The 13,899-nt window shown below is 69.7% G+C and carries 15 protein-coding genes and 1 pseudogene; 4 read left to right on the plus strand and 12 right to left on the minus strand.

Annotated elements, in window-relative coordinates; all coding sequences use genetic code 11:
• Positions 1-245, plus strand: a pseudogene (locus VM306_RS39400) (TetR/AcrR family transcriptional regulator); the annotation flags it as partial.
• Here VM306_RS39400 and VM306_RS39405 read toward each other — a convergent pair.
• Genes VM306_RS39405 through VM306_RS39415 form a run of 3 tightly spaced genes read right to left on the minus strand, consistent with a single transcriptional unit; the run spans position 242 to position 2,296 of the window.
• Positions 242-562 carry a DUF3017 domain-containing protein gene (locus VM306_RS39405; RefSeq protein WP_414672507.1) on the minus strand — a complete coding sequence of 107 codons (321 nt, stop codon included), beginning with the start codon at positions 560-562 and terminating at the stop codon, positions 242-244. The pseudogene VM306_RS39400 and the gene VM306_RS39405 overlap by 4 nt on opposite strands.
• Positions 549-1,397 carry a bifunctional methylenetetrahydrofolate dehydrogenase/methenyltetrahydrofolate cyclohydrolase gene (locus VM306_RS39410; RefSeq protein WP_325524333.1) on the minus strand — a complete coding sequence of 283 codons (849 nt, stop codon included), beginning with the start codon at positions 1,395-1,397 and terminating at the stop codon, positions 549-551. The genes VM306_RS39405 and VM306_RS39410 overlap by 14 nt, the downstream gene beginning before the upstream one ends.
• On the minus strand, positions 1,394-2,296 hold the full coding sequence (locus VM306_RS39415) for a DMT family transporter (RefSeq protein WP_325524336.1): 903 nt from the start codon (positions 2,294-2,296) through the stop codon (positions 1,394-1,396). The genes VM306_RS39410 and VM306_RS39415 overlap by 4 nt, the downstream gene beginning before the upstream one ends.
• A gap of 157 nt (positions 2,297-2,453) precedes the next feature.
• Between VM306_RS39415 and VM306_RS39420 the strand changes: the two genes are divergently transcribed.
• Complete coding sequence (locus VM306_RS39420; protein WP_325524340.1) at positions 2,454-5,042, plus strand: glycohydrolase toxin TNT-related protein; 2,589 nt, start codon at positions 2,454-2,456, stop codon at positions 5,040-5,042.
• 160 nt (positions 5,043-5,202) lie between these two features.
• Here the strand turns inward: VM306_RS39420 and VM306_RS39425 are convergent, their stop codons facing one another.
• Entirely contained in the window at positions 5,203-5,814 is a 612-nt protein-coding gene (locus VM306_RS39425; RefSeq protein WP_325524343.1) for a pentapeptide repeat-containing protein, read from the minus strand.
• 92 nt (positions 5,815-5,906) lie between these two features.
• Between VM306_RS39425 and VM306_RS39430 the strand changes: the two genes are divergently transcribed.
• Positions 5,907-6,887: a malate dehydrogenase gene (locus VM306_RS39430; RefSeq protein WP_325524347.1), complete on the plus strand. Its 981-nt coding sequence runs from the start codon at positions 5,907-5,909 to the stop codon at positions 6,885-6,887.
• Between the two features lie 32 nt (positions 6,888-6,919).
• Positions 6,920-7,732 (plus strand): inositol monophosphatase family protein, encoded by an 813-nt coding sequence (locus tag VM306_RS39435; RefSeq protein ID WP_325524351.1) that lies wholly within the window; start codon positions 6,920-6,922, stop codon positions 7,730-7,732.
• On the opposite strand, the gene VM306_RS39440 is transcribed toward VM306_RS39435, so the two are convergent.
• The 8 genes from VM306_RS39440 to VM306_RS39475 form a co-directional block, all read right to left on the minus strand.
• Positions 7,729-7,920, minus strand: a complete 192-nt coding sequence (locus tag VM306_RS39440) for a DUF1918 domain-containing protein (RefSeq protein ID WP_325524354.1) — start codon at positions 7,918-7,920, stop codon at positions 7,729-7,731. The genes VM306_RS39435 and VM306_RS39440 overlap by 4 nt on opposite strands.
• A 94-nt stretch (positions 7,921-8,014) precedes the next feature.
• The gene (locus VM306_RS39445) at positions 8,015-8,362 is read right to left on the minus strand and encodes a hypothetical protein (protein ID WP_325524358.1); all 348 of its coding nucleotides are present in this window, start codon (positions 8,360-8,362) and stop codon (positions 8,015-8,017) included.
• 45 nt (positions 8,363-8,407) lie between these two features.
• A complete protein-coding gene (locus tag VM306_RS39450; protein ID WP_325524363.1) occupies positions 8,408-9,379 on the minus strand; it encodes an ABC transporter ATP-binding protein in 972 nt (323 codons plus the stop codon).
• Entirely contained in the window at positions 9,376-10,173 is a 798-nt protein-coding gene (locus VM306_RS39455; protein ID WP_325524367.1) for an ABC transporter permease, read from the minus strand. Before VM306_RS39455 ends, VM306_RS39450 begins: the two co-directional genes overlap by 4 nt.
• Positions 10,166-10,876: an ABC transporter permease gene (locus tag VM306_RS39460; protein WP_325524371.1), complete on the minus strand. Its 711-nt coding sequence runs from the start codon at positions 10,874-10,876 to the stop codon at positions 10,166-10,168. The genes VM306_RS39455 and VM306_RS39460 overlap by 8 nt, the downstream gene beginning before the upstream one ends.
• A gap of 112 nt (positions 10,877-10,988) precedes the next feature.
• Positions 10,989-12,362 carry a serine/threonine-protein kinase gene (locus VM306_RS39465; RefSeq protein WP_325524376.1) on the minus strand — a complete coding sequence of 458 codons (1,374 nt, stop codon included), beginning with the start codon at positions 12,360-12,362 and terminating at the stop codon, positions 10,989-10,991.
• Between the two features lie 38 nt (positions 12,363-12,400).
• Entirely contained in the window at positions 12,401-13,339 is a 939-nt protein-coding gene (locus tag VM306_RS39470) for an esterase-like activity of phytase family protein (protein WP_325524379.1), read from the minus strand.
• Positions 13,340-13,408: 69 nt separating this feature from the next.
• Positions 13,409-13,899: HhH-GPD-type base excision DNA repair protein (locus VM306_RS39475; protein ID WP_325524382.1), on the minus strand; the 491-nt coding region annotated here is incomplete at its 5' end.

Genomic DNA, 13,899 nt, shown 5'->3' on the forward strand with positions numbered 1-13,899 from the left:
TGGAGGCCACACGCAGGCCGGACCTGCGGACCGCGCTCACCAGGACGATGGCCGGCAACCTCGACTTCAACATCGCGTTCAACGAGGAGTCGAAGCTGCCAGGGGACCGGATGACCGTCCTGCTGATGTACTTCGGGATGACGGGGTTGATCTACGAGCGGCTCACGCTGCCGGACGTCGTCGCACCGATGGACCTCGACGAGCTCATCGAGGTCCTCGTGAACCGCGCTATCGGCCCGAGCTAACGACTCAGCGGGCCGCCGGTGATCGTCAGTGACACGGCGATCACCACGATGCCCAGCGTGGAGTACAGGAACGCGTCCATGCCACGGCCGCGGATCTTGATCAGACCGGCCTGCTCGTCGGTCACCAGGATCCGCAGCACAGCGGCCACCAGCAGCGACACGCCGAGCAGCACGGCGCCCTGCCGCCAGTGGTACTGGAAGATCCGCACCAGCCCGAACACCCCGACCCCGAGCACCAGCGCGAACGGCAGGTGCTTCCCGGGGCCCGACCGCCAGCGCTGTTCCGGCATGAGCGCTTCCGCGTCAGACCGTCGCATGGGCGCGCTCGGCGGCTTCGACGGTGTTGGTCAGCAGCATCGCCACGGTCATCGGACCGGAACCGCCCGGCATCGGGGCGAGCCATCCGGCGACCTCGCGGACGTCCGGAGCCACGTCACCGACCAGGCCCGCGTCGGTCCGGGTGATGCCGACGTCGATCACCGCGGCGCCCGGCTTGACCATGTCCTTGGTGATCAGGCCCGCGCTGCCGGCGCCGGCGATCACGATGTCCGCGCGCCGCACCTCGGCCGCGAGGTCCTTGGTGCCGGTGTGGCACAGCGTCACGGTGGCGTTCTCGGTGCGGCGGGTCAGCAGCAGGCCGATCGGGCGGCCGACGGTGACGCCGCGGCCGACGACGGTGACGTTCGCGCCCGCGAGCGGCACGTCGTAGCGGCGCAGCAGCTCCACGATGCCGCGCGGCGTCGCGGGGAGCGCCGCCTCCTCGCCGAGCACCAGCTTGCCGAGGTTGACCGGGTGCAGGCCGTCGCCGTCCTTGGCGGGGTCGATGCGCTCCAGGATCGCGTTCGCGTTCAGGTGCTTCGGCAGCGGGAGCTGGACGATGTAGGCGGTGACCTCGGGGTTCGCGTTGAGCTCGTCGATGACGGCTTCGAGCTCCTCCTGCGTGGTCGACTCCGGCAGGTCGCGGCGGATCGAGGAGATGCCGACCTTCTCGCACGCGCGGTGCTTGCCCTTCACGTACGAGTGCGAGCCGGGGTCGTCGCCGACCAGCACGGTGGCCAGACCGACCGGGCCGGGCAGCGCGGCGACCCGCGCCTTGAGGTCCTCGAACAGCGCGTTCCGGGTTTCGTTGCCGTTGAGCAGCGTCGCAGTCACACCTTCATCCTCCCACTGGGCAACGCCGCGATGCCCACCGACACCAGCGTCAGCGCCACGCCGATGGCCGTCGGCAACGCGAGGTGCCCGCTCACGGCGTCGAGCAGCACGGCCCCGATGAGCTGCCCGCTCACGCCGCACAACCCGACCATCAGCACGCCGATGAACCGCACGGACGCGATCGCCCCGCCCACGCCCACGATGCCGAGCAACCCGCCGAGGTAGAGCCACCAGTCAGACGGGAACGCGCCCGGCACCCCGCCCCACGTCACGGCGTTGACCAGCGCCAACGCCGCCGTGCCGACCGTGAAGTTCACCAGGATCGTCGCCACGGAGTTGTCCGCCGCCTCGCGCACCAGCCCGTTCACCGCCTGCTGCCAGCCCATCAGCAGGCCCGCGACCAGCGGCAGCACCGCGAGCCACAACGTGCCGGGGGACGTGAACCGGTGCGACACCGCGATCGTGACGGCGATGACACCGACGGCCGCTCCGGCGACACGTGTCTTCGTGATGGGCTTCGGCTCACCGGGTCCCACGCCGAGGTTGTCCACGACCATGCTGCTCACGACCTGCCCGATCACCACCGCGACCGTGAACACCGCCACACCGATCGTCGCGACCGCGAGCCCCTGCGAGCCCACGAGCACCGCGCCGCTGACCCCGCCGACGCACTCCCACCAGCGGATGCGGCGGTGTGCGAGCGCGTCGCGCAGCCGCAGCAGGCCGTCTCGCCCGGACTGTCGCGACAGGACGACCACGAGCAGCACCAGCCACCCGCCGGCGAACGAGACCAACGCCGCCAGCAGCCCGTTGTGCAACGAGGTCGCGAGCGTTCCGTTGACGCGCGCCTGGACCGCGATCGCGACACCGCCGGCCGTCGCCAGCAGACCGCCGGTCACCTGCGCGGACCGTGACAATGCTCCTCCAAACCCGGACGGGAGTGTTCTTGATCAGCTTTAACCTTGCGCCCGCACCACGTTATGGTCGGGCCTCCACCGTTCGGCGCAGTGGCGGGGGACGTGTGCGATCCGGCGAGTTGCGGGGGAAGATGTTGGCGTGTCCGAGCCGAAGCCGTTGAACCCTACCGAGCAGGATGCTCTGGTTAAGCAGATCGGCCTGACTCTCATGCGGGCCGCTCCAGAGGACTGGCGCAGCGTGATCGCCCAGTACCGCGCCACCGGCCGGTACTTCGAGCTGGAGGCCGAGCTGCGGTTGCAGGACGGCACCTCGCACGCGTGGGTGCCGCCGCAGGACGTGGCGTCGCTGTTCGCGCGGCTGCGTGCCGGCATGCACCGCGAGGGCCGGGGGAGCTGGACGAACGCCCGCTACCAGCTCGACCACCCGTCGAGCTACAACCTCGACTTCGACCGCGCCGAGCCGGGCTGGCAGACGCCTCCTCCGCACCAGGCGTACGTCGACGAGATGCGGTTCTTCCCGCGTGCGGAGGAGAACGTCCCCGACTGGCTGCGCCGCAGGCTGAACCCGCCGACGCCGGTGTTCCGCACGGCTCGCGTGTTCGACGGCGCCGGACCGAACGGTCGTCCGTCGGTCAACCGCCCGCCGGTGCCGGAGCCCGAGGTCGGCCCGCTGCTCGCGTACCTGTCGAACGCGCCGGTCGCCGTGGCCGGCCGCGGTTTCGACGCCGACGTCCTGCACCCCGACTCGCCGCTGGTCGTGCCGTCCGGGTTCCAGACCGACGGCGTGTGGATCTGGCCCGTCGGCCTCGCCTACTACCTGCGCAAGTACGGCGTGCCGCCCGAGCCCGAACTGGTCGAGCGCGCCCGTGCCGCCGCCTTCGGGCTGCCCGACGTCTCGGAGGAGTCGAGGCTCGCCGCCGCCGCGAACCTCGGCGCGCCCGCCGCGCCTCCCGGCACCGTGGTGCCGGCGTCGCCAGAGCCCGCACCTGCACCGGCACCGGCACCGGCGCCCGAGCCCGAGCCGAAGGCCGAGGAGACGCAGTTCGTCACCTCACCCTCGTACGACGGCGAGGACGAGGACGAGGAGTACGACTTCGGGCCGTTGATCCCGGACCCGAAGGACGTCGAGGTGACGACCGAGCGGTCGAAGGCCGAGCCGGAACCGGAGGACCTCGGCGCCACGATCGCGGTCGCGACGCCTCCGATGGCCGGTGACGGTCCCCCCTATCGGGTGGTCTTCGACTCCGACGGCGTGCCCGACCACGTGGACGACAGGCGCCTGCGCGACACGTACGGCGCGGGCATGGACCTTTTCGCCCCGCACCCCGAAGATCTCGGCGAACCTGAGCCGGTCCCGGAGGTGCCGAACGACATGGACGCCGAAGACGAACGTCCCGTCGTGGACGCTCCCGACGAAGCCGAGATCCCCACCGCGGGGCCGGACGAGCCGGTGCTCCTCACGCACCAGCGCGAGGAGGAGCGCACGGACCACCTGGTCACCGAGCCCGAGGACCGTCCGCGCGACGCCATGCAGGACACGATGGCCTGGAGCCCGGTCCTCGACGAGCCGGCCGAGAGCGCGGCGGAGGTCACCGAGGAACACCCGGTCGTCACCGTCGCCGACGACGAGCCCGACCTGGCCCCCGAGGACGAGATCGAGTCCACGACCTCGTTCGAGCCCCACTTCGAGTCCGAGCCGGAGTCGCGCTTCGAGGCGCAGCTCGACTCCCACTTCGAGCAGGAGCCCGTCGCCGAGCCCGCGCCGGTCGTGGTGCCCGCACCCGCTCGCGTGGAGGAGACGACCCAGTTCGACGCCGCGGTCTTCTCCGAACCCGAGCCCGAGCCGGAACCCGAGCCCGAACCCGAGCCCGAACCGGAGCCGGTGAAGCCGCCACGGCAGGTCACGCCCGAGGAGGACCGCGACCTGGCGGGCACCCGGCGCGCGCTGGACGACCTGAGCGTGCCGCACGGCGTGTACCGGATCGGCGAGCCGGCCGACCGCACCTGGACGCTGCGCCTCGACGGCGACAGCTGGGAAGTGTGCTGGTTCGACCAGGGCCCGAAGAACCCGGTGCGGTTCGAGAAGGTCGAGGACGCGTCGGCGTACCTGGTGGGCAGGCTCGTGCTGGGCAACTTCCGCACGATCCAGCGCGCGCCCCAGCAGCAGCCGCTCCCGCAGCCACCGCAGCCACCGCTGCCGCCGCGGCCGATGAGCAACGGCTTCCGCGAGGAGCCGCGCCGTCCCGCTCCGCCGCCACGTCCGCCGATGCCCCCGCAACCGCAGGCGCAGGCACCGACGCAGGTGCAGCAGGTCCCGCCGCCCCAGGCTCCGGCCTTGGCGCCCTCCCCGGTCGCGCAGGAGGAGCTGTCGAAGCGGAAGTTCCCGATCACGCCCCTGGCGGGCGAGCCGCCGCTGACGTTGTTCCGCCACAAGCAGATGTTCGAGCTGCCGGCGGGCACCGAGGTCGACCGCTACGGCGACCAGAACGGCAACCTCGTCTACGTGGCGGGCACGCCGTTCCCGGAACGCAGCCTCGTGCCGTCGTGGATCAACCGCCCGTACCGCGTGTACCGGTTGCGCCGTCCGCTCGAGGTGCTGAGCGGTGTCGCGGTGCCGTGGTTCGAGCAGCCGGGCGGCGGCACCGCCTACCTGCTGCCGAAGGCGGTCGAGGAGATGGTCGCGGACGGCGTCCTGGTGGAGATCACGGGACCAGCCGACAACAACTGACCCGCACGGCGTTCCGGTGTGGCCGGTGATCCCGGCCACACCGTTCTTCCTGCGGTACCTCAAGCGCGTGTGGTCCGGCGGGGCTGAGTCGCACGTCGCTGTGGAGTCCGTTGTGGACACGGAGACGGCCGTGCGAATTCACCCGTCCGTGCGCATCACCTCACGACACGACTAGCCCGTAGGCGGCGGCGAAAGCGATCGCCGTGTCGACGTCGATCTGGGCTCCGGCCAGCTTGGCCTGCCGGAGCCCGTTCGCGTCGATCTTCGCCCCGCGCAGGTCCGCGCCGTCCAGCTTCGCGTCGAGCAGGCGCGCGCCCATCAGGTCCGCCGCGCTCAGGTCGGTGTTGCGCAGGTCGGCCTCGCTGAGGTTCGTCTCGCGGAACCGCTGACCGCCCAGCTTCATGTCGTGCAGCGGTGCCCTCACGAACGACGCCAGCGTGAAGTCGACCTCGGTGAAGGTGATCGGCCGCAGCACGCAGTCGACGAAGTTCGACCCCATGAGGCTGCACGACGTGAAAGACGACCGCGTCAGCACCGTGCGGTCGAAGGTGCACTGCCGGAAGGCCGTCGCGTGGTGGCGCGACTCGCCGAGATCCGTCCGGGTGAAGTCGCAGCGGGTGAACGTGCACCCCGTCGTCACGAGCTCGCGGAGATCGGCCTCGGTGAAGTCGCAGTCGGTGAAAGACCGCTTCTCCCAGTGCTGTCCGTGCAGGTTGGCGTCCGAGTAGTCCTCGCCGACCTCGGGCGCGGCCTCTTCTGGCAGGTTGTCCACTCTCACACCTTCGCAGAGTCCCCGTGTTGGTAACGTGCGGGTCGCCGGGCGACCTGCCCGACGTCAACGAGGACCGTCATTCGGGAAGGCTCATGACCCGCACGCCCGTGAACGTCACTGTCACCGGTGCGGCCGGCCAGATCGGCTACGCACTGCTCTTCCGCATCGCTTCCGGCCACCTGCTCGGCCCGGACACCCCGGTCAACCTGCGGCTGCTGGAGATCACCCCCGCGCTGAAGGCCGCGGAGGGCACCGCGATGGAGCTCGACGACTGCGCCTTCCCGCTGCTCAAGGGCATCACGATCACCGACGACGCGAAGACCGCGTTCGACGGCGTGAACGTGGCCCTGCTCGTCGGCGCCCGCCCCCGCACCAAGGGCATGGAGCGCGGCGACCTGCTCGAGGCCAACGGCGGCATCTTCAAGCCGCAGGGCGAGGCGATCAACGCCGGCGCCGCGGACGACGTGAAGGTGCTCGTGGTCGGCAACCCGGCCAACACCAACGCCCTCATCGCCCAGCAGCACGCGCCGGACGTCCCGCGCGAGCGCTTCACCGCGATGACGCGCCTGGACCACAACCGCGCCCTGTCGCAGCTGGCGAAGAAGCTCGGCGTGGCGGTCACCGAGATCGAGAAGATGACGATCTGGGGCAACCACTCGGCCACCCAGTACCCGGACCTGTTCCACGCCGAGGTGGGTGGCAAGACCGCCGCCGAGGCCGTGAACGACCAGGCGTGGCTGGAGAACGACTTCATCCCGACCGTCGCCAAGCGCGGCGCGGCGATCATCGAGGCCCGTGGCGCGTCCTCCGCCGCGTCGGCCGCGAACGCCGCCATCGACCACGTCTACGACTGGGTCAACGGCACCGAGTGGACCTCGATGGCCGTTCCGTCGGACGGCTCGTACGGCGTGCCCGAGGGCATCATCTCGTCGTTCCCCGTGCGCACCTCGGGTGGTTCCTACGAGATCATCCAGGGCCTGGAGATCGACGAGTTCTCCCGCGCCCGCATCGACGCCTCCGTGGCCGAGCTGGTCGAGGAGCGCGACGCGGTCAAGGGCCTCGGCCTGATCTGATCGTCGCCTCGAATCGTGGCAGGGTGGGGAACGTGCTGATCCCTTGGGACGTTCCCCAGCCGCAGCTCTCCGACGACGTGCATCCCGCGCTCGCTGACGCCGCCCGTGCGGCGTCGGCGGCGTACGGACGCGCCCGATCACTGCACACGCGCCTCGAGCTCCGCGAAGAAGTGGCGGACGGCGCCGACGGAACACCGACGATGCGCGTCGACCGCATCGTCGAGGACGCGATCCTGGAGTCGATCCACCGCAGTCGCGTGAACCTCCTGTCCGAGGAAGCCGGGTTCGTCGACAACGGCTCCTCGATCACCCTCGTCATCGACCCGGTCGACGGGTCCGCGAACGCCGCGTTCGGCGTTCCCCTCTCCTGCTTCGCCGGTGCGCTCGTCGAAGACGGCACGGCAAAAGAAGCTCTCACGACATGGTTCGACACGGGCCGTGCGTGGCATGCGCTCGCGGGAGTGCCGACGTCGTTCCGCACGACCGGGCGCACGACGTTGGACGGCGCGTCCGTGTGCCTGATGAGGCCGAAGACCGGCACCCAGGACGCGTGGTTGCGCATCGCGAACCGCGCCGACCGCATCCGGGTGCTGTGCACGACCTGCCTGGAGACGATGCTGGTCGCCGAGGGCACCGTGGACGCCTTCATCGATCCGGGCAGCGACACGCACCGGATCATGGACCTCGCGACGGCACTGGTCACCGTGCCGGCCGCGGGCGGGGTGCTCGTCGACCTGCACGGGCGGCCGTTCACGTTCGAGCCCGACCTGACCCACCGGTGGTCGGGCGTGGCGGCAGCGACTCCCCAGCTGGCCGAGGAGCTGATCGCGACGGTGTTGGGTTAGACCGTGCCCCGCGACTCGACGACGCAGTCGGGTCCGGGGAACACCAGACCTTCGTGCCCGTCGTTGAAGCGGACGAGATACGGCGGGTGGCCGTCGGTCCCGCGCACTTCGAGGATCTCGCCCAGCCGCTCCTCGAGTCCGATGGAGCGGCTGTGGACGTGGAGCCTGTCACCCACTGTTGCTTGCATGGTGCTGCGCACCTCCGGTGTGCGGCGTGAGGCGTGGCGCTGAACGCGTTAAAGCCTAGGCCGACACCGGAGACGCGCAACAGGGCTCAAGTGCTCATCCGCCGCAGGCCGAGGAGACCTTCGCGGCGAGAGCGGCCTTCTGCTGCATCCAGTCCGCCGCGGAACCGACGTTCTGCATGCCGTTGGCCGCTTCCTCGAGAGCCTTCTTGACCTGCTCGTCCGGCGCGGAGTTCGCGAGGGTCTCGAGCTCCTTCGCCTTGGCCTGGGTGTCTTCCAGTGCCTTCTGCGGGTCGCTCAGGTCAGGCGAGAAGCCCACCAGCTGGATCGCGTCAGCACACAGCTTCACCTTGTCCGCGGTGTCGCTGACGCCCTGGATCGTGTCGCACGCCGTCAAGCTGCCCAACGCGATGACAGCCGCTGCCAGCGGTCCAACTACGCGCATTCGCGCTCCTTCTGCCCGATCTGTCCGTTTGTTTCACCATTGACTCTACCGACGAACGTCCTGATCGAGTCGGCGTTGGTAAAGCTTTCGGATGACGTCGTCGATCTCGGGTTCCACGACGGCGAGGTCGTGGACCTCCACCTGGCTCACCACCCGCGTGATCAGCTGTGCCGCCGTCGTCTCCGCCCGCCGGAAGGTGAGGTGGTGCCGCAGCCCTCCCGCCTCGCTGCGCACCGCCGTCACTCCTGGGACGTCCGGGGCCGGTCCGGGTTCCCTGAGCTCGATGACCAGCTCGCGTTCGGGCGTGACCTCGGCGCGCAGCTCGTCGAGCGGTCCGTCGGCGAGCACCCGGCCGTGGTCGATCACCATCAGCCGCGGGCAGAGGCGTTCGATGTCGTCGAGGTCGTGCGTGGTGAGCAGGAGCGTAGTGCCGCGGCGGGTGTTGATGTCGGCGAGGAACTCCCGGAGGCGTTCCTTGGACTCGAGGTCCAGGCCGATCGTCGGCTCGTCGAGCACCAGCAGCTCCGGCGCGTGCAGGAGCGCCGCCGTGATCTCGCCGCGCATCCGTTGCCCCAGCGAGAGCTGGCGGACCGGCGTGATCAGGAGCTCCTGCAGGCCCAGGAGCTCGACGCACTCGTCGAGCCTGGTCCGGTAGTCCTGCGCGGACACGCGGTAGATCGACTTGAGCAGGTCGAAGCTGTCCTGCAGCGGCAGGTCCCACCAGAGCTGGCTGCGCTGGCCGAACACGACGCCGATGCGCCTCGCCAGATCGCGTCGCTGCTTCGACGGGTCCACGCCGTTGATCCGGATGTGGCCACTGGTCGGCACCAGGATCCCGGTCAGCATCTTGATCGTCGTGGACTTGCCGGCGCCGTTCGGCCCGACGTACCCGACGGCTTCGCCCGCCTCGACGCCGAACGTGACGCCGTCGACCGCCGTGACGGTCTTGTAGTTGCGGCGCAAACCCTTCGACGTGGCGACCTTGAACTCCCTGCGGAGCTCCCTGACCTCGATCATGATCCCGTTCCCCGGTAGTGCCCGACCGCGAACCGCCACACGAACCCGGCGACGACGGCCGCCAGGACCGCGACGAGCGGTGATGTCCACCCGACCCAGCCAGGCAGGCCGAGCGGGTCTTGCTTCCCGAGCAGCGCGAGGCTCGGGTAGTACGCCACGAACGCACCCGGCACGATGAACGCCATCAGCCAGCGCAACGGCCGTGAGTAGACGTTGATCGGGTACGACGTGAAGGCGTTGCTGCCGTACGTGACGGCGTTGGCGAACTCGCGCCCCTCGACGATCCAGAAGCAGATCGAGCAGGCCACCACCCACACCGAGCTGTAGATGACCGCGCCCGCGACCGGCGTCACGACGGTCAGCACGACCTTCGCGGGCGACCAGTCGACGGCAGCGTGCGCCAGCGCGTAGGCCATGACCGCCAGCGCGCCGGTGATGCGCCCGATCCTCCTGAGGCGGATGTCGGAGCACATGATCTGCGGCAACGTGCCCAGCGGCCGCATCAGCAGCACGTCGAAGGTACCGGTGCGGATGTACGTCGGCAGGTTGTCGAGCTGCCCTGCGAAGAGGTCCGCCACCCCGAACGCCGCGCCCGCGAACGCGTACATCAGCAGCACCTCGTTCTTGCTGAAGCCGCCGAGTGCGGTGATCTGGGTGAAGAGGATGAGGATGACGAGCAGCTCGTAGCACTGCGCGATCACCTGCGTGACGAAATCCATCGCGAACGAGGCGCGGTAGGACATCTGGCTGCGCAGGCGCGCCGCGATGAGCTTCGGGTAGATGACGTCAGCCACCCTGCACCACCACCTTGCGCACCGCGCGCTGCAACGCGACGTGGCCGAGTCCGAGCATGACCGCGGCCCAGAAAGCCTGGTACAGAAGGACCTCCAGCGGGTTGCCGTGCCCGAGGAACACGTCGATCGGCGCCTGCAGCAACGCCGGGAACGGCGTCAGCCAGAGCACGTCCCGAGCCCATCCGGGGAAGAACGCGATCGGCACGGTGAGCCCGCAGAGCAGGCCCGACGTGACGTTCCAGAACCCGTACAGCCCCCGGTTGTCGAGCAGCCAGAACGCGCTGACGTCGATGAGGAACCGGAACGCGAAGCTGATGACCAGCGCGAAGACCGCGCTGACCCCGAACAGCGGCCACTGCGCCAGGGTCTCGGGGAACTGGAAGGGGAACAGCACCATGCCGAACACCACCGGTGGCGCCAGCCTGGTCAGGAACGCGAACCCGCTGCGGCCGACGTCCTGCGCGAGCAAAGCGCTCTGCAGGTGCCACGGCCGGTACAGGTCTACTACCACGTCACCGGATCGCACGCGCTCGGCGAGCTCGTTGTTCCCCCACAACAGGATGAACCCGAGCAGCCCCTGCCCGATCCAGACGTACGTGTTGGCGGCAGCGAGGGTGTAGTCCGCGATCTCGCCGTTCGCCGCTGCGAGAGCGGCGGCGAGGATCGCGACCCGCAGCAGGCCGAAGACCACGTTCGTGGTCATCCCGGCCAGCATCGCTTGTCGGTAGGTCGAATACCTTCGGAATCCAGCAATGATCAAATCGGCGTGAACACGCACGTCGATCTACGTTAGTGACCGTCGCAAGTGGATTTCCCTAGCTGCCGAACGCGCTGGTCACGACCTCGCCGACCCCGGGCTGCGCGGCGAGGCAGAGGAAGTAGTTGCGGGTGCCGTCCTGGAACCCGACCGCGGTGATCTCCCAGCTCGTCGTGTCGACCGCCGCCCGCGTGTTGGCCTTCATCGCCGCGGACGTGCAGACGCCCTTCACCTCGGCCGAGGCCGCCAGCTCGTCGGAGTCGACCGCCGGGATCGCGCCGGAGAGCCAGCCTCCCGCGAACGCCTCCCAGTAGTGCTCGTCCGCGCAGCTGCCCACCTTGCGGGCCACGGCGGGCTGACCACCGAAGTTGTTGATCCCGCGGAAGCACGTCGACTCGTCGACGCAGAACGCCTCGCCGCACTTCTTGAGAAACGGCGGCACGTCCTCGGAGCCGCCCTGCTGCGTCGTCTGCGGTCCCGGCCCCTGCGCGGTCGTCTGGTCCTCGCCGTAGGAGTTCCACGCGAACACGCCCGCCGTGACAGCGACGACCAGCCCTGCCGCGGCGGCGACCAGCGGCCACCTCTTGCGCTTCGGCGGCGCGGAGACCGGCACCGTCGGCTGCCGCATCGGGTCGCGCAGCTCGTCCCGCAGCTGGGCGGCACTGGCCGTGCGCAGGTTGGCGTCCGGGTGCAGCGCCCGAGCCAGCGCCTCGTGCAACGCCGGCGGCACCCCGTCGACGGCGGGCACCGGCCGGCGCAGGATCTCGCCGAGCTGGTCGAAGCTGTTGATGGGCCACGGAACCGGCCGCGGCGGCTTGCCCGCGAGCAACGTGTAGAGCGTCGCGGCGAGCGAGTAGACGTCGGCCTGCGGCGTCGGCTCGGCCATCGCGAACGCCTCCGGCGGCGCGTAGCTGGGGCTCAGGGCGTCCCGCGTGACCGTGCTGCCGCCCTGCGCGTCCAGCAACGCCGCGAGCCCGAAGTCGGCGAGCTTGGGCGTGCCGTACCGGTCGACGAGGATGTTGCCGGGCTTGATGTCCCGGTGCAGCACACCTTCCTGGTGCGCGGAGGAGAGCGCGTCCGCGAGCTTGATGCCGAGGTCCCGCACCTGCTCGGGGTGCAACGGCCCCTGCCGGTCCAGCTGGTCGGCGAGCGACCCGCCCGTGCACAGCTCCATGACGATGTACGGGGTGCCCCAGGCGGTGATGTTCGCGTCGTGCACCCCGACCACGTGGGGATGCCCTGACAACTTGGCCGCGGCCCGTGCCTCCCGCAGGAACCGGTGCCGGTCCCGCTCGTCGACCAGCACCCGGTTGTCGATCTTGACGGCGACGTCGCGGTGGAGCTGCGCCTGGTGCGCGCGATACACGGTGGCGAACCCGCCGGCGCCCAACGGTCTGAAGTCGGACAAGCCGGGGATGTGAGGTGCGGTCACGCGCGGCAGCCTAGCTCCGCACCCCGACATTCCCTGGTTCAGGCCGTGCAGTTCAAAGCGCCACTGCGGAGAGCGTGTTTGTCGGTGTTGTCGTCGTCCGACCAGAGGGTCAGCTTCTTGCCGTTGACGCAGTCGGGAGAGATCGCAAAGCCTTCGAGGTTCACGTTCGGCAGCTGGGACGGCCGGTCGTAAGTCGCCGTCGTCTTGAACTTCCCGTCGACGACGGCGAGCGTCGTGGCCCTGCCGCCGCAGTGGTCGTCGCAGGTCGCCCACAGCCTGGTGCCCTCGAACTCCAGGTCCATCACCTGCTTCTGCCCGCTGGCGAACCTGGCGACCAGCGCGACCCCGGCGTTCCGCAGTGCGTACAGGTAGATCTCGCCGGTGGCCTCGAGCCCGACCGCGACCAGCCCGCTCCCGTGACCTGGGTAGTCGGCGGGGTCGTAGAGCTTTCCGTTGTCGGCCTTGAACCCTTGCCGCGTCAGGAACGCGTCCGGAACCCAGGCGATGCCCTCCGGCCCGTCGTTGGGGTCCGTCGACGGCATCCCCGTCAGCGCCCACTCCTCGGTACCGGACGTCCCGTACCTGAGCACGGTGGGCGCACTCACGTCCTCATTGTCGTTGTCCCGCTCGGAGACGACGAAGAGCCCGTCCGGCGTGCTCACAACACCTTCAGCGTCAGGATCGCCCTGCCCGTCCGCGAACGTGAGGGACCTCTTCTCGCCGACCTTCCACGTGCTGCCACTGGGCACGAGCCGGTAGAGCGTGGACGGGCTGTTCTTCACCGCCCACAGGACTTGTGGGTTCTCGAACGACAGTCCGCTGAGGTTCTTGCCGAACACACCGCTGCCGTCAGCCGTCCTGGTGGCCGAGTCGCCCGGCCACGTGTTCGCAGCCTCCACCGGCGCAGCGCTCAGACAAAGCGCGAGAACCGTGAAAACGCCCAGTGCCTCGATGCGCAACGCAACGCTCCTTCTCATCCGAGGCACGATGGCACCTCGTCGGAACAGGCGGCGTATACCCAGTGGACCAGATGAGGAACAGCCGGGCTACTTCTTGGCAGCGGTCTTCGCGGCCTTCTTGAAGTCGCGAACCTCCAGCAACGACCTCTGATCCGTCACATCGGCGACGCTACGACGGCTTCCGTCCTCGCCGTAGTGCCCGGCGGCCTCCCGCCACCCCTGCGGCGCGACACCGAACTGCTTGCCCAGGAGGGCCAGGAAGATCCTGGCCTTCTGGTCCCCGAACCCCGGCAACGCCTTGAGCCGCTCGAGCACCGTCTTCGCGTCGCCCTCGGCCCAGATCCCGGTGACGTCGCCGTCGTACTGCTCGACGATCGACTGCGACAGGGCCTGCACCCGCTTGGCCATCGAGCCGGGGAAGCGGTGCACGGCGGGTGGGGTGGCCATGATCGTCGCGAAGGTCTCGGGGTCGGCCTCGGCGATGCGGTGCACGTCCAGGCCGGCCATGCGGTCGGCCAGTGCCTTGGGGCCGGAGAAGGCCTTCTCCATGGGAATTTGTTGATCAAGCATCATTCCCA

The organism is Lentzea sp., from assembly GCF_035525475.1.
Lineage (GTDB): Bacteria > Actinomycetota > Actinomycetes > Mycobacteriales > Pseudonocardiaceae > Lentzea.